The 21964-nt window shown below is 56.9% G+C and carries 20 protein-coding genes; 18 read left to right on the top strand and 2 right to left on the bottom strand.

From position 1 onward, the window contains the following. Nucleotides 1–1370 precede the first annotated feature (1370 nt). The 18 genes from acpS (at nucleotide 1371) to Q0L30_RS04130 (ending at nucleotide 20147) form a co-directional block, all read left to right on the top strand. A complete protein-coding gene (acpS, locus tag Q0L30_RS04045) occupies nucleotides 1371–1739 on the top strand; it encodes a holo-ACP synthase (protein ID WP_296651490.1) in 369 nt (122 codons plus the stop codon). Nucleotides 1740–1767: 28 nt separating this feature from the next. Beyond that, nucleotides 1768–2523, top strand: a complete 756-nt coding sequence (fabG, locus tag Q0L30_RS04050; protein ID WP_296651492.1) for a 3-oxoacyl-ACP reductase FabG — start codon at nucleotides 1768–1770, stop codon at nucleotides 2521–2523. A gap of 16 nt (nucleotides 2524–2539) precedes the next feature. Then, nucleotides 2540–3136, top strand: a complete 597-nt coding sequence (locus tag Q0L30_RS04055; RefSeq protein WP_296651494.1) for a 3-hydroxyacyl-ACP dehydratase FabZ family protein — start codon at nucleotides 2540–2542, stop codon at nucleotides 3134–3136. 23 nt (nucleotides 3137–3159) lie between these two features. Then, entirely contained in the window at nucleotides 3160–3498 is a 339-nt protein-coding gene (locus Q0L30_RS04060; protein WP_296651497.1) for an acyl carrier protein, read from the top strand. A 49-nt stretch (nucleotides 3499–3547) separates the two neighbouring features. After that, nucleotides 3548–4825 (top strand): glycine cleavage T C-terminal barrel domain-containing protein, encoded by a 1278-nt coding sequence (locus Q0L30_RS04065; RefSeq protein WP_296651499.1) that lies wholly within the window; start codon nucleotides 3548–3550, stop codon nucleotides 4823–4825. Between the two features lie 161 nt (nucleotides 4826–4986). After that, the gene (locus Q0L30_RS04070) at nucleotides 4987–7551 is read left to right on the top strand and encodes a beta-ketoacyl-[acyl-carrier-protein] synthase family protein (RefSeq protein WP_296651503.1); all 2565 of its coding nucleotides are present in this window, start codon (nucleotides 4987–4989) and stop codon (nucleotides 7549–7551) included. Then, nucleotides 7551–8807, top strand: coding sequence for a beta-ketoacyl synthase N-terminal-like domain-containing protein (locus Q0L30_RS04075; RefSeq protein WP_296651505.1), 1257 nt, complete (start codon nucleotides 7551–7553; stop codon nucleotides 8805–8807). Before Q0L30_RS04070 ends, Q0L30_RS04075 begins: the two co-directional genes overlap by 1 nt. A 32-nt stretch (nucleotides 8808–8839) precedes the next feature. Beyond that, nucleotides 8840–9922, top strand: a complete 1083-nt coding sequence (locus tag Q0L30_RS04080; RefSeq protein ID WP_296651508.1) for a hypothetical protein — start codon at nucleotides 8840–8842, stop codon at nucleotides 9920–9922. Beyond that, on the top strand, nucleotides 9915–10682 hold the full coding sequence (locus Q0L30_RS04085; RefSeq protein WP_296651511.1) for a hypothetical protein: 768 nt from the start codon (nucleotides 9915–9917) through the stop codon (nucleotides 10680–10682). The genes Q0L30_RS04080 and Q0L30_RS04085 overlap by 8 nt, the downstream gene beginning before the upstream one ends. Then, nucleotides 10679–11389 (top strand): ABC transporter ATP-binding protein, encoded by a 711-nt coding sequence (locus Q0L30_RS04090; protein ID WP_296651514.1) that lies wholly within the window; start codon nucleotides 10679–10681, stop codon nucleotides 11387–11389. The genes Q0L30_RS04085 and Q0L30_RS04090 overlap by 4 nt, the downstream gene beginning before the upstream one ends. A gap of 19 nt (nucleotides 11390–11408) precedes the next feature. Beyond that, the gene (locus Q0L30_RS04095; RefSeq protein WP_296651516.1) at nucleotides 11409–12059 is read left to right on the top strand and encodes a hypothetical protein; all 651 of its coding nucleotides are present in this window, start codon (nucleotides 11409–11411) and stop codon (nucleotides 12057–12059) included. Next, complete coding sequence (locus Q0L30_RS04100; protein WP_296651519.1) at nucleotides 12056–13384, top strand: ABC transporter permease; 1329 nt, start codon at nucleotides 12056–12058, stop codon at nucleotides 13382–13384. Before Q0L30_RS04095 ends, Q0L30_RS04100 begins: the two co-directional genes overlap by 4 nt. 14 nt (nucleotides 13385–13398) lie before the next feature. Continuing rightward, nucleotides 13399–14157 carry an SDR family oxidoreductase gene (locus Q0L30_RS04105; RefSeq protein ID WP_296651521.1) on the top strand — a complete coding sequence of 253 codons (759 nt, stop codon included), beginning with the start codon at nucleotides 13399–13401 and terminating at the stop codon, nucleotides 14155–14157. Nucleotides 14158–14218: 61 nt separating this feature from the next. Continuing rightward, nucleotides 14219–15040: an outer membrane lipoprotein-sorting protein gene (locus Q0L30_RS04110; protein ID WP_296651524.1), complete on the top strand. Its 822-nt coding sequence runs from the start codon at nucleotides 14219–14221 to the stop codon at nucleotides 15038–15040. Nucleotides 15041–15093: 53 nt separating this feature from the next. Continuing rightward, a complete protein-coding gene (locus Q0L30_RS04115; RefSeq protein WP_296651526.1) occupies nucleotides 15094–16494 on the top strand; it encodes a hypothetical protein in 1401 nt (466 codons plus the stop codon). Beyond that, nucleotides 16469–17410 (top strand): ACP S-malonyltransferase, encoded by a 942-nt coding sequence (locus tag Q0L30_RS04120; RefSeq protein WP_296651529.1) that lies wholly within the window; start codon nucleotides 16469–16471, stop codon nucleotides 17408–17410. Before Q0L30_RS04115 ends, Q0L30_RS04120 begins: the two co-directional genes overlap by 26 nt. A gap of 55 nt (nucleotides 17411–17465) precedes the next feature. After that, entirely contained in the window at nucleotides 17466–18521 is a 1056-nt protein-coding gene (locus tag Q0L30_RS04125; RefSeq protein ID WP_296651532.1) for a hypothetical protein, read from the top strand. A gap of 24 nt (nucleotides 18522–18545) precedes the next feature. Continuing rightward, nucleotides 18546–20147, top strand: a complete 1602-nt coding sequence (locus tag Q0L30_RS04130; protein WP_296651535.1) for a fimbrial protein — start codon at nucleotides 18546–18548, stop codon at nucleotides 20145–20147. 132 nt (nucleotides 20148–20279) lie between these two features. Here Q0L30_RS04130 and Q0L30_RS04135 read toward each other — a convergent pair whose 3' ends face one another. Both Q0L30_RS04135 and Q0L30_RS04140 read right to left on the bottom strand, forming a co-directional pair. Beyond that, nucleotides 20280–20696 (bottom strand): organic hydroperoxide resistance protein, encoded by a 417-nt coding sequence (locus Q0L30_RS04135; protein ID WP_296651538.1) that lies wholly within the window; start codon nucleotides 20694–20696, stop codon nucleotides 20280–20282. Nucleotides 20697–20801: 105 nt separating this feature from the next. Next, nucleotides 20802–21842 (bottom strand): alpha/beta hydrolase, encoded by a 1041-nt coding sequence (locus Q0L30_RS04140; protein ID WP_296651541.1) that lies wholly within the window; start codon nucleotides 21840–21842, stop codon nucleotides 20802–20804. Nucleotides 21843–21964 lie beyond the last annotated feature (122 nt).

Raw genomic sequence — 21964 nt, forward strand, 5'->3', positions numbered from 1 at the left:
GGGGTAGCGAGCGTCTGGAATACGGGTTGCGCGACGTTTTCTACCCTGATCCTGATCGTGGTCCTGCCTGAATCCTCAGGGGAGTGTATCGGAGAGCGTCGATACGCGATTTTCTTGTGCACGGGCGACCGGGGCTAACGTTGGCTGCGCAGTCATCGAAGAGAAATCGCGCGTTTGGACGCGAGGCGGCATGGCAATTGCTGGAGAAGCGTAGCGTTCGAATTACGTCACCCACGGTGCGTGCGCGAACGTGTCGGGCGATTCCCTACTCGATCCCATCAGCCTGAAACGTTGCGCGCGCATCGTCGTAAATCCCATCCGTTGCGCGCGGACTTTGGCAATTTGCTAATGATCCAGATGATTGCCATGTTTGATTGGCGGCGATCCGGTCGCCAGCGTGTTGAGTCGTCTACCTGAACATGTTCAAAGAACCATCTCCGACGCGGGCAGCGCCACGGCCCCGTAACTGCAAACGTTGCGCGTGTCCGGGGCGTCATGCCAAAACGCGGCACTTTTCGGCAGCCCGCTAGAACGGGCCGGACCGGGCGCGTTATGCTCATGCCGGCCCACACAACCACAAGAATGATGAGAACGGGTAGAGCGCGATAGATCCCGCGGCTTTGGCGTCGAGTCGACTGGATTGCGCAATTTTTCTAAATTAACAATAGTTAAGATTTGTCTGGTGGTTGAAATCAACGCGCTCTGGTAACCTCTTTTTACTCAGTACCCACAAACAATTCGAAGGGCAGCGCCAAATCGATCATCACGGTTTGGCGTCGTTGTTGAAATATTGAACGCCGTTGCATTGCGCGGGGCATCACCAGGCATCTGAGGTACAAGAAATAAATGAATAGCGTCACCGAACAGAATCACCTTGGGCGCAATACCAGAATGGCCGGCTCGGCCAGCCCACTTGAAGCGAGTCGCAATGTCACCGCAATGGCAGGCGCAGGGCCTGCTTCATCCACAGGTGAACAATCTCATTCGATATTTCATAGGCGATCGCACTGTCATGCACGGTCGCCAGAATAACGGCAATTGCCAGAGCACCGTCGTCCGTTGACGAAAGGACGTTTCGGCGGTCAGGCTTCGCCGGGTATGTCCGCCGGGTACGTTAATACGCAGACGCATGAAGATTGCCTCGAGTTGTAATCGGAATAATAAGGAATGCAGAAAACGTAATGAACTGGCAAGCCGCTTGCCCGGTCCGAGAGCGACGCCTCGTGTGCGCCGCCTCCAGCGTGCGTCCGCCGGTTGACGGCTGATCAATGCCCTGAACTTGCGGATATCCGGATTGCGTGCCCTGATGGTGAAAGCCCGAGCTTTCGCCGGGAATCCTGCGACCTTGAATCGAGTGAACTGAGAAGAGCATGCATATAGGCATAGATATTGTGGAAAACGAGCGGATTAGCCGTGCTCTGAATAGAAGCGGACAAGCCTTCTTTGAAAAGTTCACGTCCCAGGAGGAAAGGCTGCAGGAGTCAATGAGCGATAGCAACATTGAACGCCTGGTGGGCATCTGGGCAAGCAAGGAAGCCGCGGTCAAGGCTTTGGGCACGGGTTTTCGGAATGGAATCGTGTTTCACGACATCAGGATATGCCACGGCTCTCTGGGTGAGCCGTACTACACGTTTCACGGTGAATTTAAAAAAATCATGGCCAGTAAGGGGTTAAACAGTGCAACTTTGAGCATCTCCCATTGCGGAACGCACACGGTCGCTGTTGCCATATTGAGCTGATCAATAGTGCTTTTGTTCTGGAATTCATATGGGTTTTTATTCAGATCTTTCCGGTAAGAATGTCGTTGTAACCGGCGCGAGCGGAGATATCGGACTGGCTGTCTGCAGGAAGTATCTCGATCTTTCCAGCCGGGTTTTCGCCATTTACAACAGCTCGCCAGGCGGGCTCGAAAAACTCGCCAGCGAGCATGAAAACGGCGCGCTGTTGAGCATGGAGCAATGCGACGTGTCGGATCAGGGCGATGTCGAGCGTCTGGCGAAAAAACTGGAGAGAGAGGCAGGCAAGGTGGACGTGCTCGTGAACAACGCGGGCATCTGCAAGGACAACCTGTTCTCGGTGATGAGCTACGAAGATTTCGACAACGTCGTCAAAGTCAATCTTTACGGAACGTTCAATCTCTGCAGATCGTTGCTGCGTCTGTTGCGGTCCTCGGGCCAGGCGAGCGTCGTCAACGTGGCGTCCGTCTCGGGCGTCACCTCGAGTTTTGGCCAGTCGAACTACAGCGCGGCCAAGGCAGGCGTGATCGGTTTTACCCGCACGATTGCGAGCGAATTCGCATCTAAAGGCATTCGCATCAATGCGGTGGCGCCCGGCATGATCGAGTCGCGGATGGTCAAGAAAGTGCCCCGGCAGATCGTGCGCGCCATTGTCGACGCGATTCCGGTGAAGCGGATGGGGCGTGTGGACGAGGTTGCGAACATCGTGGCTTTCCTCAGTTCCGATTCGGCGAGCTATATCGTCGGTCAGACCCTGGTGGCCGACGGCGGACTGGTAATGCGTTAAGGCTGGAGAGGAAATTATGTCGAGATCGGAAAGAAGTATTACCACGGCGCAATTGCTGCAAAAAATCGGGGCGTGGCGCTCCCCCATCTTCATGGTTGACCGTATTGAAGAGTTTGCTCCGGGGGAGAAGGGGCATATCGTTGTCGCCAAGCACGTTACGTTCAACGAACCCTATATCGAGGCTCATTTTCCCGGCAATCCGGTCATGCCCGGCGTGATGATTGCCGAAATCTTCGGGCAGGCGAGCGAGTATTTCAGCCTGCTCGACGACTTTTGCCGTGCCTACGCACAGGCATCGAACCAGGCGTTGAAAAAGGGCGATGACGTTAGCCGTGCATTGAACACGCCGGAAGGCGAGAAGATCATCTTGCAGGAACGCGAGCGGATTGCCGGCTTTCTCGCCGCACAGGACCTGAAGTTCAAGAAAGTGGTCTATCCGGGCGACACGATCCACGTTGAGAGCGCACTCAGTTTTTCGGACGTGCACGGGTTCCATCACTACAAGGTGGAAGCGCGAGTCGGACGACATGTCGTAGCGGAAGGAAAGGTCATCAACTTCCGGGCTGAGCGGGAAGCGATCATCGCCAAGAAGAATTCGGGTGTTTCAAGGTAACAGTGCTGAAGGGAAGCAGAACAATGAACGACGCAATTGAAGGAAAAGTGAACGAGGCAATTGAACAGCGCAAGATCGTGCTGGAAAAGATCAAGTCGGGCCTGATTCACCGTTTGAATCTCCACCAGACGGTCGACCAGATCGATGACGACACGCCTTTGTTCGGCAGCGGGCTCAAGCTGGATTCCGTCGACGCAACCGAAATCATCGTGTTGCTCGATGAGGCATTCGGCATTCGCGTCTCGGAAGGCGACGACCCGTCCTATATGCGCAACATCAATACGCTCGCGGCGTTTGTCCTGAGCCGGCAGCGCGAACAGGAAGCGGCTGCAGCGGACGAAGCGGACGAAGCGGATGCATAAGTCAGGCGCCTGACGAACAAACAGAAACAACCAGAGTTGAGGAATCGAAATGAGTGCGTTGGAAAGCCTGCATATCAAGAACGGCGCCGCGATGGGCACCCGCAATGGCGTGAGCGTGCCGCTGAATTACAACCAGCCGGAAGCGGAACGTGTCGCAATGCGCAAGACTATTCTGCTGACCGATTATTCGCATCTGGGGATGGCCGAGATCTCCGGGGAAGGCGCGTATGAACTGCTGAACCTGATGGTTGCGGGCGATGTGGGCTCGATTCGCGACGAACAGGGCATGTACACGATCATCCTGAACAACGAGGGAGAAATTATCTCCGACGTGTATATCCTGTGCGACGACGAGCGTTTCATCGTGATGTCCGAATGGCTTACGGGCGACGCAATCAGCGAAATGATGAAGCACCTGCTCGAACAGCACGGGAGTGAATTCGAGGAAATCGGGCACATCGGTTCGCTGGGCGACAGCCTGGGCGTGCTTCATTTCGAAGGGCCCTATAGCTGGGAATTGCTGGCGGAAATGTACGGCATGGACGTGCTGGGCCTGCCGTTTCAGGAACACATGCACGTCGGCGACGATGAAATCCTGTTCCGCGCGGGGGAGCATGGCGAGTACTCGTACAAGCTGATCGCAAACAACGACCGCCTGGAAGCGATCTGGGAACAGGCAGTACAAGCGGGTGAGAAATATGACATGGCGGTGGGCGGTCTGGATTATCAACGCGATGTGCGTTTGGAGAACCCCTGCTGGGAACCGGACGTGTTCAATGAATTTTCGCGTTGCCCGATTCAATTGCAGATGCAATGGACGGTGCGCTACGACAAGGATCAATTCAAGGGCAAGGACGCGCTGAATTCGGTTCTCGGGCGAGGCGTGGAGCGGCGTGCGGTCGGTTTCTCGATCGAGGGCGCAGCCCCGGCGGATGTCGCGCGCGGCGACAAGGTTTATGTGGGCGAGAGCGAGATCGGCGTGGTCATCACGTGTGGCTACTCGAAAGACATCGGGGCGACGGTCGGTCGACTGCTGCTGGATGCAGCCTACGCTTACGCCGACCTCGACCAATACGAGGTGCAAACCTGTTCGGGCCGCCTGAACCTCAAAACGACGGCGGTGCCGATCTATCGGAACTTCAGTTTCCTGATCAATCCGTCTGAGCATAGCTACGTGGATAGCTCCCGCCCCAAACATCTGCTTGAGCAGCTGGAGTGGCAGGCCGCGGCAAAAGCGAAGGCCGAAAAAGAACTGGCCGATAAGGAACTAGCCGATAAGGAACTGGCAGAGGCGCAGCAGGCTGAGGCGCAGCGGGTTCAGGCTTGAGGCCTGGCATTCCTGGATGAGGGCATGAGAGACCGGTTCGGGATGTTCGTCCCGGACCGCTGTGGGAAGTACACCTCTTCCCCCGAATACCCCTGAAAGCGCCGCTCTCGCAAGGTGACACTCCAATCTGTCACACCCTTATCGTTAGCTAAACCAAGATTATGATCGTCCAGAGAAAACGCGTGGTTGTGACTGGAATGGGACATCTTTCGTCCATTGCCAGCAATGTGCCGGAATTCAAACAGGCGCTTTTGAACAAGGTCTGCGGAATCAAGCCCAGCGAAAGATTTGCAGCCTATTTCGAGCACGCGAACGCGTCCGAAGTGCTGCAGGATGTCACGTACGAAAACCTGACTCCCGAGGTGGAAGCCTCGCTCGACAAGGCTGCGTTGTGGGCCTATAAGGTCGGCTACGAAGCGCTGTCTCAGGCGAAGGCGGACGACCTTGCGTTCCGCGAGAAAACCGGACTGATTATCGGCGTGTCGTCGGCCGGTACGGAAGCGTATATGCCGGTTATCGAAGGGGACTACGAGAAATTCTCGCTGCAAAAGACGATGATTTCCGGCAGCTTTGCTTCGTCCAGCGCGATCGTCTCGGGGCTGCTCGGTCTCAAGGGCGGCTTTGAACTGGTCGCCACGGCCTGTACGGCGAGTACGAATGCCGTCGGCATGGGCTTCGATCAGATCCAGAACGGCAAGAACCCGGCCGTGCTGGTGGTCGGCACGGAACCGCTTTATCTGCCCACCTTCGCGGGATTTTATGCGCTTCACGCCATGAAGCCGGAGCCTGCGAGTCCCTTTTCCGGTAATCCCGGCATGTCGATCGGCGAAGGCGCGGGCGCCATCCTGATCGAGGAGTACGAGCACGCCGTCGCACGCGGTGCGACGATACTCGGCGAAATCGTGTCTTACGCGACATCGGGCGACGGATATCACGAGACCGCACCCGATCCCCGGGCGGAAGGGGCCGTGCAGGTGATGCGCGCTGCGCTGGCGAATGCGCAGATCGGTCCGCAGGACATTCAGTACGTGAACGCGCACGGCACGGGAACGGAAGCGAATGACCGGTGCGAGACCCTCGCGATGAAGAAGGTGTTTCCGGATATCGCGGATATTCGCGTCAGTTCCACCAAGGCTTATGTCGGACATAACATCGGGTCCGCCGGCATTATCGAGCTCGTGGCATGTTTTCTGACGTTGCCGGAAGGCAAGGTGCTGCCCACGCTTAATTTCACGACACCACGTGCGAATTTCGATCTGAATTACGTTCCTAACGAGTTTCAGGAAGCGCGGGTCGATCTGTTCATGAAGAACAACTACGCGTTTGGCGGCAACAACTGCTGCATCGTTGCCAGCACGCGCGCCGAGGCCAGTCCGGCAACGCACTACGAGCCCAAGCGCGTCGCGATTACCGGTATCGGCGCCGTTTCTTCGTTGGGCCACGATTTTCAGAGCATCGTGGCCGGCGTTTGGGAGGCGCGGTCCGCTGGCGAGGTGAGCAAGCTGATTGGCGAAAACGATGTCGGCTTCAAGGAGGCGGCCCGCACGCTGCTCGAAAGTTTCTCCGCCAACGAGGACGTGTCCAACTATCTGCGCAGCAAATGCGGTGACGGTGGCATCGAAGAATTGCTCGAACAGTCCGTCTGGTTGCATTCGGTGCAGGATCTCGATCCGAGAAAATATCTGCGCCGTTTCGATTCGCGCAAGGCCAACGCGATTTGCACGTTCGCCTTGCTGGCGATCACACAGGCCATGAAGCAGGCCGATCGCAAGATCAAACGCGATGGTCACGATCTTGGCCTTATCCTGGGTATGGCGAAGGGGCCGCAGACGACTGTGGATCGCTATCTGAAGAGCCTGTTTCCCGAGCCGACCAAGGTGCGCACCTCGGAGTTTCCTGGCGCGCTGATGAATGCGATTTCCACGTTCTGCTCGATTACGGAAGGCATCAAAGGCTACAACACGACGCTTGCCACCGGCGCCAATGCCGCGCTCGGCGCGCTCAGTTACGCGTATGAGCTGGTGCGCCAGGATCTGCAGCCGCAGGTGCTCGCGGGGGGTTCCGACGAGAATTTTTCGAAGTTCTGGGCCTATCTGCAGGCGATGGAGGAGGGCCTGCAGCTCACCACCAGGCCAGAGGATTTCCAGGTCTATAGCGAAGAGGGGCGAGGCTTTCTGCCGGGCGAAGGGGCGGGCATTCTGTTCCTCGAGGACTACCAGCACGCAAAGAACCGCGGGGTACCGGTACTCGCTGAAATCGTTGGATACGGGAAAGCGAGCGATGGATGCTATTTCGACGGCGACAATTGGAGTGCGCGCAGCGCGTCGATGGCCGGCGCTATCCGCCAGGCGATGGACGAAGCGGGCATTACGCCCCATGACGTCGATCTGATTTGCGGCAGCAGCAAAGGCACGCAACGAAGCGACCACATTGAACTCGACGCGATTCGCAGCATATGGGGCGACCGTACGAACCAGGTGCCGCTGGTGAACTACACCGCGTGCTTCGGCATGGTCGATTCGTGCGTGAGCATTCTGAATATGGCCGTGGTCATCGAGATCATGAAACGCGGAGAAATTCCGCCGATCCCGTACACGAAGAAGTTCTGCTCGAATGAGTTCGGCTTTGTGGTCGAACCGCTCAGGAAACAGGTTGGCACGGCGCTTGTCCTGGGTTCGACCGAAGGCGGAAATCACTACGCATTTCTGCTGAAGCAAGGTGCGTGATGAGTGTAGGCAAATCCCGCACGGTGGTCAGGGGATACAGCATACAAAGTCTGTTCGCCGACAGCACGGATGGGCTGATTGCAGGGCTGTCCGAGGGACGCCATGTTGCCAGCACGCCTTATTTCGCCACGGATGAAGAAGTCGAACGGTTACGTCTGCCCGTCAATCCGAGCCATGTGCCGTTTTTGCGCATGTCGAAGAAGGTCAGAACGCTGGGCGTCGACTATCTCCAGAAAACGATTGAAAAGGTCATTGCGCGGACACTTCAGATGTCGGGCCTCGACGAAGCGTGTCTGCGCGGAAAGGACGTGCGCGTTTATCTGCCGGGGCATGGGGCGCGCGTGGATCTCCTGGATTGCGCGGGGTATCGGGATCGTAACGACGAAGAAGATCTGCTGTTCTTTCCTTCCATCAAGCAGTTGAGCGCGGCCAGCTATGGGCAGGACGTGCTCGCTCACGGTCTGGTGCGCCGGTACGGGTTGTCCTGGCCTCCCGTGCCGGTCAATAGCGCCAGTTCATCGTCGAGTTCGGCGGTTCATCTGGCGCATCAGGCAATCCGCAGCGGAGAGATCCGTCTTGCACTGGTGGTTGGCTGGATGCAGTACACGATGCAGGACATGCTGTCGCTCGGCGCTCAAGGCTTGCTCGCCTGCTCCGGTGTGAACCCGCCTCAGCCGTTTTCCATGAAAGGCGGCGGCATTCTGCCGGCGGACAATGTCGTCGGTATGCTGCTGCAAAAGGAAGACGAGGCTGTGCGGAGCGGCTTGAACGAGTATGTCGTTCTGAACAGCACGACGTCATGGCAAAGCAGTGGAACGGCCGGTGGTAATTCCTTTTCCGCCGATTTTCGCGCTGTCGCCGCGACCATAGAAACCGCGATGATCCAGGCCGACTTGTCTGCGGACCAGATCAAATGCGTGTTTCCGCACGGCAATGGCGTCTATGCGAACGACAAGGCCGAAGCCATGGCAATCCGGCGAGTCTGGGGCGAGAAAGGCATCCCCGTCGTGACTTACAAGGCGCAGACAGGCTATTTCTCGGTGTGCAGCGGCGTGGCCGATCTCATCATTGCGGCCGAGTCGCTCAAGAGAAAAGAACTGATTCCGTTCTCGGCGCACTACGAACTGGACGAATCCTTACAACTGGATTTTCATGCGAACCGTGCAACGTTGCCGGTCAAGTCCGGCGCTATTCTGAAGACGTCGCTCGGGCTCGACGGGTCGGTTGTTGCGCTAACGCTTTCTCATCATGAATAAGCCAGGTTTTCCTGAAACAGGACGCTTGCTAATTGACGAAGACTGCCGTGGAAAAAATGGAAAAACTGGGCCCTCCGGACACTGCGATCAGCATGATCGGACTTGGAGTGGTTGAAAGCGATGCCGGGTTCGTCGATTTCAAGCCGAGCTGGGTTAACGTCAGGGAAGCACAATTTCACAAACTTGCGCAGCGTCGTCAGGGAAAAGAGACCTGGACGTTCAAGCGCTTTGGCATGAAGCCCGAATCCCGGTCGCCGGAGGATCTGCGCCGGGCGCATTACCGCGAGGCCCTCAACAGTCTGAGCACCGCGTGTAAAAAGGCTTTCGACTGTCTGAGCCGAAAGATGGAGAACCAGATTCGCAGGCAGCGGTCAGCATTGGTCTATTTCGATGCGTGGGGGGAGAGCTCCATCTTCGAGACGCCGAATAGCTGGCGCGATGCCGTTAGTCTGGATCTGTTGCCGAAGGCAATCGCGCGGGAATATGGGGTGAGCGCGTTTTCGTGCAAGCTGCGTGGCGAACGAAGTGGCTTTCTGCAAGGCCTGCGCGTGGCGGCTGATGTGCTGAACTCCGGTGAAGTCGATACCGTGCTGTTATTCGGGATCTTCCGTGCCTTTCCCGGCATGGTGCTCTCCGAGGCGTCGAGCGCCAACGAGCTGCACGGGCGAGCAAAGACCCATCTGAATAGCACGATCAACTACTCCATCGAGCGGTCGGGGTGTGTGATTTTGCGCAAGGATCCCGGCGCAGGCATCTCCCTCAACGTCTCCGACTACTTCCTGCTACCGGAAAATACTCGCCGGGCGCGAAAGGAATTGACAGAGCGTTGGCGCGTCTCGACAGGCGAAGACACGGCAAGCGTATATGCCGGCATGCATCCCAGCAGCGAAATGCAGGCGTTGGAGAGCGATGCGTTTGATCGGCTTGAGCAGAACGCGAACTATTTTTCCATCTGCGATATGTACGGCGACAGCGCATGCCTGAATCCGATGCTCGCGTTATCTCATCTTCATTCGACTGGACCGCTGCAGCAACGGCGCCATGCGCTCATCAGCGCCGATGACGGACAGGCAGGAATCTGGCTGATCGAGTGCTGGAGTGGCGCAGATGGTTAAGTTCGTGCGACCTGGATTGCAATCTACTGTGGCGACAATGCTTGGTTTATTGGCGGTGAATTGTGTGGCTGAGCCCGCGTACGAAAACTACCGGGCCGTGTATCGCGTCTACGCACCCGGTAGCAGCAGGGAGATCGGAAGCTATCAGGTCCGGCTGAACTGGGTTCCCGAGAAGCAGCTGTACCGGCTTGCGGGCGAGATCAATTTCGACTATCGGGCTTTCCTTTCACGGATTAAATATGACTATACCGATGTAGTCTGGTTTGATTCCCGGGACGATGTTGCCTTCGAGGCACAGGAAGTCAACAACGGGAGAAAGCGGCTGATCAACGGGCAGCGCGACCCGCTGAACGGTGGATTGCTGTTGAAGATAGAGGACGGGAGTGCTGCCGATCGCACTTCCCGGTTTGCCGCGGCCGACTACGATTTCACCACTTTTGCGTTGCGGTTTCCAAAGGCATGCGGACCGGCGTCGGTCGGCGAGAAACTCGACAAGCGCATGCTCGATCCGATTACTGAACGGATCGACCGGGTGTCCAGCGAGTACGTCAGCTATGGCAGCGCGCGGCTGCCGAACCTCGCGAGTTCGACATCCCCGTTGTGTCTGGTTCAGACCCACAGCACCAGAGACGCGTTAAACCGCCGTTCGTGGATTTCCCCGGACGGATATCTGGTTTATGAAGAATCGCCCGCGTACACGTTGGCGCTGGATTCAAGTCGATCCGTATTACCGCCGCAACGGCGGAAAGGAACACCATGAGCAGCAGGATTGCAGAGCCATTGCCCATTGTTTCGCTGCAGGGCGCAAGCAAGCGTTATGGACGAGAGCGCAACGCCGTTCATGCACTGAAGGACGTCACCGCGACAGTGAGCCGGGGCGAGTTCATCGCCCTTTGCGGACCGTCCGGCAGCGGCAAGAGCACGTTGTTGAATCTGATGGCGGGGATCGACAGCCCGACGGAAGGCAAGGTCTTCCTGATGAATCACGACCTGTCCGCCTTGAACGATCTACAGGCGGCCAAACTGCGGGCCGATTCGGTCGGGTTTGTCTTCCAGTTTTTTAATCTGCTGCCGGTCCTGAGCGTTTTCGACAATGTCTATTACCCGCTGATGCTGAACGGCCGCAGTCGTAGCGCCGCTCGCGAAGATGTGATGGAGATGATCGAAAAGGTCGGCCTGATACGGCACTACACCCGGCGGCCGGACGAACTGTCCGGCGGGCAGCAGCAGCGTGTCGCAATCGCGCGCGCATTGGTCAAGCGTCCGGCGCTCGTGGTTGCGGACGAGCCCACTGGCAATCTCGATACCCGAACGGGTCACGAAATCATCGAGCTGCTGCTCGAAATGAACCAGGCGCTGCAAACGACGTTTGTGATATCCACGCATTCACCGCAGCTTAGAGATATGGCAAGGCGCGTGATCGAAATTGAGGACGGGAGGTTGAAGGATGGTCACGTCGAGGCTTAAGCGCATCGCGGGAATACTATTGGTGATGCTGCTTTCAACACGGCTCACGCTCGCGTATGCCGACGCGCATACGGATGAAGCGGCGGCAGTGCGGCAGACGATAGCCGGGATGGTCGAGCAGAACCGGGGCAATGCACGCAACGAGGCGATCTTGCAGATCGCCGGACCGACGTCGCCATCGGACGTCAGGAATGCAGTTGGGGTACTGGAATCGTATATCGGCGCCAACCCGGACGACCGGTATGCCGAGATGTATTACGGCTACGGCTTACTGTTTCTCGCCGGCGATTATCTGAAAAACAAGAATTACATCAAGGCGGCAGAGTTGTCGAAAGAGGGCTTTTTCTACATTGACGAGGCGGCGGAGAGTTCGCCGGACAACTGGCGGTTGCGCTATTTGCGCACACGTATGGATGCATTCGTGCCGGCAAGAAATGGCCGCTGCGTCGTTGCGCTCAAAGACATCGACTTTATGACGCAAAACGGCAGGGCGCCGGCGTCGCTGGATACGATGATCTCGATGATGAAAGCGCGCGCCCAGAAGTCTTGCGGCGTAGCGGACCACGCCGCACCCGATCAGACGAAACAATCTGGCCGTGCAGCCGTGCCGTTCCTGACGCAGACGGAAATCAGCGAAGTTTTGCAAGCCGCCGTGGGAGGTGAGGCATGACGAAAGCATTGTTTTACGTGTCCAACGTAATCATGATTTATGCGTTGGTTGTGGTGATTGGTGCGCTCATTTTTCGTCGGACAGATATTCAGTACACCTTTTTGAATCTCCTGCGTCATCGCCGACGCTCAGGTATCACGCTGCTGGCGATCGTGTTGGGTGGGATATCGGTATTCATATTCGGCGGCTTTGTCGACTACTCGTACTGGGCGTTGCGCGAGCAGACTATCCGAACCAATCTTGGGCATATCCAGCTCTACAAGAAGGGCTATCTGGAAAGCGGCGCGGCAACCGGAACCATGACGTACAGCATCTCGAACTATGACGAGGTGAAAAATCTTCTGCTTTCCGATCCGGAGATCGGATCGAAGATCAACACGATTACCGGTCAGGTGGAATTTTCCGGGATCATCTCCCACTACGAGAGCGGGGTGTCGACGTTCTTCTCGGGTGTAGGGATTGACCCGAAGACGTCGCTGATGCTCGGTTCATTCGATCAGATCGTTTCGGGCAGCGATCTGTCGCGCGTGGCGTTGAATGGCGCGACGATCGGTTCGGGTATTTCGTCCGCCCTGAAGGCCGGATATGACGAATGGGCCGACATGCTCGTCGTCACGCCGGGCGGCGGTCAGAATGCGATGTCGGCTCAGATTCGCGGAGTGTTCCAGTCCGGAATCAAGCAATACGACGACACGACAATCAAGCTTCCGTTGCAGACAGCCCAGCAGCTTTTGCAGACGTCGAACGTCAGCAAAATCATCGTTCTGTTGCACGACACGGATCAGACGGACAGCGTGATGAAACGCGTCAACCAGTTGATCGCGGATCACGATCTGTCGCTGGAAACCCGTTCATGGAGTGATCTGGCGGTGTTCTATCACCAGGTCGTCAATCTGTTCGAGGGAATTTTCTTCTTCGTCAAAGCGTTGGTGAGCGTGATCGTGGTGTTTATGATCGGCAATACGTTGATGATGAGCGTGGTCGAGAGAACGCGCGAGATTGCCACGCTGCGCGCACTCGGGCTCAAGAAGCGTCATATCGGGCGATTGTTCATGCTCGAGGGCATCATGATCGGCATTCTCGGCGCCGTGATTAGTGTGGTGCTGGGTATCGGTATTGCGGAGCTCATCAACATTAACGGCATTCCGATGCCGCCCTCTCCCGGCTATACCCAAGGCTATCTGGCTTTCGTTTTGTGGAACAGCGATTACCACCTGTTCTGGTTCGCCTGCGCATTGCCGCTTGTGACGGCTGTGATCGCCTCGATCATTCCGTCTCGTCGCGCAGCCAATCTTGTGATCGCAGAAGCGTTCCGGTTTGTTTAATCCAAGGTATGAAGATGAAAAAGAATCAGCGGGTTTTGATCACAGGTGCGGGCCGCGGTATCGGACTCGCGATTGCGCAAAAGCTTGCCGCGCAAGGCTACGACCTGATCCTCAACTATCGTTCGGACCAGGGCAAGAGCATTGCCAATCTGAAGCAGTTCGAGCAAGGCGACGAGGCGAAAGGGATCGAGGTTACGCTAGTCAAGGCGGACATTGCAGAAACGCGTGACGTCGAGAACATGTACAAGAGCCTTCGTAATCAGGGTATCGACAGAATCGATCACCTGGTGCTGAACGCCGCTAGCGCGCCTTTCAAGCATTTCTCGGACATGAACCGCTTCGACTGGAAGCTGCTGTTGAACAGCAATCTGGTTGGAAACGTGGCGTGCGTGAACGAAACCGTTCCCTTCATGACTCAAGGCGGCACGATCTGCGCAATCTCCAGCCTTGGAAGCCAGCGCGTTCTTGATAAGTATCCGCTCGGGATCATGAAATCCGCGCTCGAAAACCTGGTGCGATACCTTGAGGTCGAGCTTTATGACGAGAACGTCAGGGTCAACGGGATTTGCGCAGGCGTGGTCAACACGGACATGTTTCCGTTCCTCAAGGAAATGTGGCCGGACATGTGCGCGAAAAGCGATCAGGAAAAGCGCCGCTGGCTGGTCGAGCCGGACGAAGTGGCCAATATCGTGTCGTTCCTCATTTCGCCGGAATCCTCGGCGATTCGAGGCGAGATTCTGCAGGCCGATCTTGGCACAGCACTGCGGGCGTGAAGACGGTTGTTGCACAGGCAATCTTCAGGTGACGTCTGTCATTCCATGCAGGAAATGAGATTTGAAACTCAACCACAGGTTTTTTGCGGCGCTACTGATCGCGGTGACCGCTTGTGCCTCGGCGGCTCAGTCGGCCGTCAATGCCGACACGGCGGCTTCCGACGTTGGCGTTCAGCAGGACGCGCGAGCCCAGGAGATCATTCGCAATGCAGATCGCGTCCGCGCGCCGGATCAGCCGTTTCGCTATACATTGCGGCTCGATGCATTCAGGCAAAGTCAGAGTGCCTCGCAGCAACAATTAGACGTATCGATGCGCTTCTACAAGCCCGGTCCGGGTCACGAACAAGGCGATGCCAGGGCGCTGGTGCGCTTTGTGTCGCCCGCGAGCGATAAAGGAAAGGCCATGTTTTCCGATTTCGAGAAGATGTGGTATTACGCGCCTGATCTGCGACGGCCCATTCCTATTTCGAAGCAGCAGCGTCTGATCGGACAGATTTCCAATGGCGACGTTGTCGCCGCTGATTTCGACTACTCGTACATTTCTCAATTGCAGGGCGAGGAGCCTTGCGGCGACAAGAAATGCTACCGGTTGCAACTGGTTCGACGCTGGCCGCACGTGACCTATCCGAAGATCACATACTGGGTCGAGAAGGATACCTACTATCCTTACCGTGCCGATTTCATGTCGGATTCCAACCTGGTGATGAAGCGTTCTTATTATAAAAATTACCAGATGGCCGCGGGCAGGGTGAGGCCGCTTCAGATCGTCGTGGAAGACGCGCTGCAGAAAGGCAATTACACGACGATGAATTATTCGGACGTTCGTCTTGAGTCGCTTCCGGAAAGCTATTTTCAGAAAGACTACCTGATGCGGCTGAACTGACGTGCTGGACGACTACGTTCAGCATGGTGACCATTTGACAAGACCGATAGTTCATGAATAACAGACTCAGCCTCACGGTGTGTGCCGTGTTGATTGCCCACGGCTATATGTCGCCCGCGCACGCCATGTCATGCAATTCCGGGCGTGGCTATGTCGGCACGGAGGGAGTCGGCGCACTTAAGAGCCAGGGGCTTTGGCATCCGAATGGCGAGGCGTTTCGTGACAACTTCACGATCAACACATACGCGGCGGCCAGCGGAAGCTGCATGCTGGCCGGCAACCTGAAGGCAACCGCAAGCGGTGTCCTGCAATACGCCAGCTCGGTGCGTGAGCCCGGTGTGCTCGACGGAAAGCAGAACAGCGCGTTGGCGATCGTAACCGAGGCTTACCTGACCTATACGCCGTCCGAAAAGGTGTTCATCGACATCGGGAAAATCAAGCGCAGTAATGGCTTCATGTTCTCGATGAATCCGCTGGACCTGCTGCGCAATACATCGGGCCATCCGCGTTCCGCCACGGTGAATGCCGATAGCAACAATCCCAATAGCTTTTATGACGAGGGATCGATCGGAGTTGGCGGCACGGTGTATGCCGATTCAGGCACGTTCGAACTGGCGGCACTTCCCAAGCTGACGACTAACGATTCGTTTCGGGAGTCGGCGGAGAAATGGAGCATGCTCGAGCGCACGAATTCGACCAACCGGTTCTACGGTGCGTTTACCACCAGCAAATTCAGCGACTTCAATCCCACCGTCAATATGGTGGCCGGGTCGTCGTACAACGCGTTGGGTTTGGGCGTTAGTGGATATGTCAACGACAACCTGATCCTGAGTATGGAGTCCTCGGTTGCACGAGGTGAGCGCTGGCGTCATCTGAATATGGAGGCGGCAAGCGCCATTCAGCAATATGGCAATGTCGGCGATCCGTTTGGGCAGGACAGCCGGAGACTGACCGCGAACCTCGCCGTCGGGCTGCGATATACCGACTCCAGTCGTACGGAATACGGCATCGAGTACTTCGGACAAACCGAGGGCTATAGCCGCAGCGAATGGCGGAATTACTTCAAGACGGTCGGATTCGTCAACGGCGGATTTGCGGCCGGTCTTCCGGCCGGGGTGGGGGCGTCGCTGGTGCCGCTTTATGGGCAATACGCAAACCTGTTGGCGGTGGAGACTGACAACGCCAATCGGGGCAGCAATTTTCTCGGCAAGCACTACATCACGCTGTTCGCAAGTTCGAAGACGGAGCAGCTTCGCAAAGTGGGCTGGAGCGTCTCTTCCACAACCAGTCTGGTCGATGGAGGCACGGTGTTGAAGGCAAACCTGAGCACCAGCGTATCGAAGAACACCGTGCTACATGCAGGCACCTCATTTAGCTTTGGGTCGCAGCAATCTGAATTTGGTCAATTTGGGCAGAGGAAAACAATCTATGCAGGCGTTCGGTTTGTCATCTGATCGCGTGATCCGGAATCACGTGTTCCTGTTCCAGGGGCAAGGTATGCCGGCAGTCGGCATGGGCGCCGAAGTGCGCGGCGTTTCTCCCCGCAGCGAAGCGGTATGGGACTGTGCCAGCGACGTATCGGGAATCGATGTGCGCAAACTTTGCCAGAAAGGCCCGATGTCCCGGCTGACGCAGACGCGTTTCCAGCAATTGGCTGTAACGACCGTCAGTGTTGCGATGTTCGAAAAGCTTCAGGATTCGGTGCATATCGAGAACGCGGTGTTCGCCGGCCATAGCGCGGGAGAATATGCCGCGCTGTATGCAGCCGGGGCATTCGATCTCGAAACGCTGTTTAGAAGTATCGTCATCCGCGCGACGCTGATGCAGGAGATGGCGGAAAACAGCGATGGTGCAATGTACGTAATCAAGTCGATCGATCGCACGACCTTGCAGCGCTATATCGACGGGCAAACGTGGCACGGCCCGGTACAGATTGCAAACGATAACTCGCCGAGTCAGCAGGTTTTGTCCGGTAATGCGGACGACGTGCGTGCACTGGCTGCGCAGTTGCAACGCGATGGCTATGGCACGCTCAAACTGCCGGTCAATGGAGCGTGGCACAGCGATCTGATGGTGCCGGCACGCTCGCGACTCTATGAGGCGTTGAAAGTTTTGCCGATCAGGGCGCCAGAAAGGCCCATTTACATGAACCTCACGGCGGCTCCCGTCGATGAGGTCGGGCAGATCGTGGACAACCTCTCTGACCACCTGACGCGGACGGTGCGTTGGCGCGAAACGATGGAAGCGGTCTATCGCGAGGGCTATAGCGAGTTCGTCGAGATGAGTACGCGCAAGGTTATGGGCGGCATGCTCGCGCACTACGAGATGGGGGATCGGATGAAGGTCTCGTGTTTCCCTGACTGGTGTTGAGACCGATGGTTCGGCCATCCGGTGCGTTTTCGGACGCGTTCAATGAGTGAAATCGATGATTCCGAGTTTTGAAATTTATCTGCGCAAGCATCTTTTCTCCGTATTCGTTTTTATTCTGCCGATGACGGCATTTTTTGCCGCATCGATCACGCGGAATATTCTGGATATCTCGCTTGCCGAACTGATTGTGTCGCTCGGCGTAATGAGTGCGTCACTGATTTATGCGTTGTTACGCGATAGCCGTGGTTACTGGTTCTATGTGATGTGCTCGGTGAAGATATTTGATTCGAAGGAGCGCCGCAAGCAGTACATGGAAGAAAGCGTTCCGCCGATTCTGGCCAAATTCTTGCCGTATCCCGTGAGGGGGGCGTTGTTGGGGTTTGTGTTGACGGCCCTTGTCTGCATTCCGGCGTACGCCTTGTTCCAGTCGAACATTTATATCTTCATATTTTTATTCTGCCTGACATTGCAGCCCAAACTGGTGCAGTTCATTGCCAAAATGGCCGCGAAGATGCAGGTGAAAAGAGTGATCGAGAGTGTGGAAAATCCCGCCATGCATGAAGAGCGGTCCAGAGTCAGGATGCTTGAAATCATCGGCATGGACCTTCTTTTTACGATGCTGATCAATCTGTCCTTGGTGCTGCCGATTGCGCGCAAGCCGGCATTCGATCTGCAGCATGGCTACGGGAACCCGGCTTTCATCGTGGCGTTCCTGATTCTGATGTCGATCGTGCATGTGCTTCTGCTACTGTTCGCCGGCAAGTCCAGGCGCTTTGCAATGACCGGGGAACTGATGCTGGGGATACTCGATAAACGCTTTATGAAGCTTTCCCCCAGCGGCGGCGCTTTCTTCAAATTGAGCAAATTGCGTCGTTGCGTGTGCTATTTCATGGCGATGACTGTCTGGAGCATCGTGTTGTGCGTGGGCTTCGACGTGCTCGATGTGCAGCGCAACTTTGCGTTGATTTATCTCGTCGGACTCGCTCCGCTTATGCTGTGCTACGTCGTTGAGCGCTTCGATGTACTGCGACGAGACTTCCTGGCGGCACAGGATACCCACCAGCGGCTGGTGGCGATTGGCGAGAACCAGCCGGCGATCGCCGAGTTGTAGTGGCAATGCGCGGGTCCGGCATGAATGCAGGACCCGCGTGCGTTTACTGAGTCGGCACTGAACCTGATCCCGAGGAAGCTGCGGCTTCTTTGTGTCTTTGTTCTCGCGGCCCTGTTTAACTGCCGCACTGACACCGACGGCACGATAACCAAATTGCTCAGAACGACTAAATATATCCAACTGTTGGCTCATGGAGCGAGGCGAGGCTACTCATTTCGCCGCTTATTCAGCATTTTTAAAGGTAACGTAAAAATTAATATGATATCGAAAACAATGCGCACGCGGCAAAGTACCTGCGCGGCAACACTGGCATTTCTGGCAATGGCACTCGTACCAGGTTCGGTGCTGGCTGCATCGCATGAGAAGGGCTGCTGGAAGATCGAAACCGAAACGAAAAAGAAGAACTCGCCGAAGTATACGCAACCGGGCTTGTACTATAAACCCTGGGCTGGTGCCGCTGACGCCGCGGGGCAAGGCGCGTATCCCATGACGGTCCAGATAACCGGTTTCTCCAACGACGGCGACTTGATCGGAAGCAGCACCGCCTCGCTCGACGATATGGGACGCGAAGGCGTCGGTAGCTACCGAGGCGAACAGGTATTGTTCCGGTGCTCTCCCGATGCAGGCGACCTGCAAGAATTCTTCTCGACGAACGGAGACAATCCGAATGCCGGCAAGGACGATATTAGCCACATTTCCGGCATCCCTGGTACCTACCGCTTCCCGGAGGAGAACATCATATCGCGCGTAACTAACCTGGACACGAATCAGGTGGTGACGCGCTACTGGCTGGCGCGGCAGATGAAGAACCTGGATAAGGATGAGCAGGGCTGGACGCTCGTGAAAGTGAAGAATTTCAGCCGGTACAAGGTCGATCTGTATCAATGCAAGGCCTGTGGTTCAGAAACGGATTCCTGGATGCAGCCGATTGCGTACGTCGCGTTCAAGGGGGGGGCAGGCCTCAACTCCATGAGCCCGAACCTCTCCGTTGGCGCCGATCACAACAACAACTGGTCGGGCTGGCATAACGACTGGCCCGGCGCGATTAACCCGAAGCCGAATCTCAACGTGCGAACCGGAAAGGTGACCTGCGCCGTGCGCAATACGACGCCGGTGGTTAATTTTCCGCCGATGTCGGTGGCGGAGCTCGAGGGCGGCAAGAAGGCCACGATGCCGATCACAATCGACATTCAATGCGAAAGCGGATTCGGCAAACTCAGTAGCGGAACGGGTGCCAATCAGACCGCAATGGGCATCATGGCTCGGGATGAGAACGCTGCGTACGCGAGACCACTTGGACTCGTAACGGGCGGAAGCGCCGTGACGGATCTGCTGTCTGACGGCTACGGCGGGAAGAATGTGGCACAGGGCGTTAGCGTCGTGCTGTACGAATCGAACGGCACGACGCCGATATATTTCCTCACCAGCCGTTACCTCACGATGGGCGGCGCCAAGGACGGCTGGTATCCAGTGCTACAGGATGCAACGCAAACCGGCTCGGACATCAACTGGGACTACTACACGCGCACGGTCAATGCGACCTTCGAGGCATTTCATCCGGGGAAAGGGGAGGTCTCCGCGGGAAAATACAAAGCAACAGCGGAAGTCGTCATCGCGATCCAGTGATGTGATGTCGATGTCTGAACGCCGTACACCTGTGCACCGTCGTGGACCAGGTTGACAGTCGTATTCAAGGAAACGCCCGATGCGCCGCATCGGGCGTTTGCGTATTTGAGGGCGGTATGTTGCGCCAGCAACTTACGCCAGCGTGATGCTCACGTCGATGTTGCCGCGCGACATCTTCGAATACGGGCAGATCTGGTGCGCGGTATCGATCAGTGCGTGCGCAACCTCGCGCGGCAGGCCGGGCAGGCTCACACGCAGGCGTGCTTGCAGGAAGAAGCCGCCTTCTCCCGTGCCGAGATCGACTTCTGCGTCGACGGCAACGTCGGCGGGCAGGGCGACATGCTTTTCACTGGCGGCGCGTCCCATTGCACCGATGAAGCAGGCCGACCAGCCAGCCGCGAAGAGCTGCTCAGGATTGGTTCCCGCGCCGCGGCTGCCGGGGGAAGAGAGCTTGATGTCGAGACGGCCGTCGTCGCTTTGCGCCGCACCATCACGGCCGACCGTGGTGTGAGTCTTTCCGGTGTAGAGAACCTTTTCGATTTTGCTCATGATGTTTCCTTTTTGGGGTAGAGAGATTAAAGGTTACGCTTCGTATAACTAAGTGGAATTCGTTTTAAAGCGCTTCCGGGATACGAAGCGCTGTTCAATGCGTCATCAGAGATGGCCGACTTCGATCACGGCATGAGCAAAGGCTTGCGGCGCTTCCTGCGGCAGGTCGTGGCCGATGCCGCCGGTGACGAGTTCATGCTTGTACTTGCCTGTGAAACGGCTGGCATAGGCCTGCGGTTCGGGATGCGGTGCGCCGTTAGCGTCGCCTTCCATGGTGATCGTCGGCACGGTGATCGCAGGGAGTTTCGCGAGCCGCGCTTCCAGTGCGCCGTATTTTGGTTCGCCTTGCTCCAGACCGAGACGCCAGCGGTAATTGGAAACGGTGATGGCGACCTGATCCGGATTTTCCAAAGCCGCAGCACTGCGCTCGAAGGTGGCGTTATCGAAGTGCCATTGCGGCGAAGCGGTTTGCCAGATCAGCTTCGCGAAGTCGTGATGATTCTTTTCGTAACCCACACGGCCGCGCTCGGTGGCGAAGTAGAACTGGTACCACCACTGCAGTTCCGCATTAGGCGGCAACGGCTGCCGGCCCGCTTCCTGGCTGCCGATCAAATAGCCGCTGACCGAAACCAGGCCCGTGACCCGCTGCGGCCACAATGCCGCCACGATATCGGCGGTACGCGCGCCCCAGTCGTAACCGGCAAGGGTGGCCTTGTCGATCTTCAAGGCGTCCATCAGGGCGATAACGTCCGTGGCGAGTGCAGCTGGCTCGCCGTTGCGCGGCGTGCTTGCGTCGAGAAAGCGTGTCGTGCCATAGCCGCGCAGATACGGCACGATCACGCGGTAGCCCGCCTTCGTCAGCACGGGCACGACGTTATCAAAGCTGTGAATGTCGTAGGGCCAGCCGTGCAGGAGAATGACCACGGGGCCGTTGGCGGGGCCTTCGTCGGCGTACCCGACATTCAGCACGCCAGCGTTGATCTGCTTGATCGACTTGAAAGGCGCCGGCGATTGAATTGCCGATGTGCTTACGCTCGATTCAGCGCTTGCCTCTTGTGCGTGCGTCGCGCCCGACAAGGCGAACTGCGCACCCGCAAGGACGCATGCGGCGATGACACGGCGATTGAAGTAGCTCAGTTTGCTCACGGTTTGCTCCGGTGGTGTGAAGAATCTTTCCGCAGGTTGGTACGGCATTTAGTTATCGAGATAACGATTGTTGAGCGAACTATACTCAGCCTCGCGGCGAAATTCAACTACCATAATGATTA

Origin of the sequence: Paraburkholderia sp. (assembly GCF_024281035.1) — a bacterium.
Taxonomy (GTDB): domain Bacteria; phylum Pseudomonadota; class Gammaproteobacteria; order Burkholderiales; family Burkholderiaceae; genus Paraburkholderia.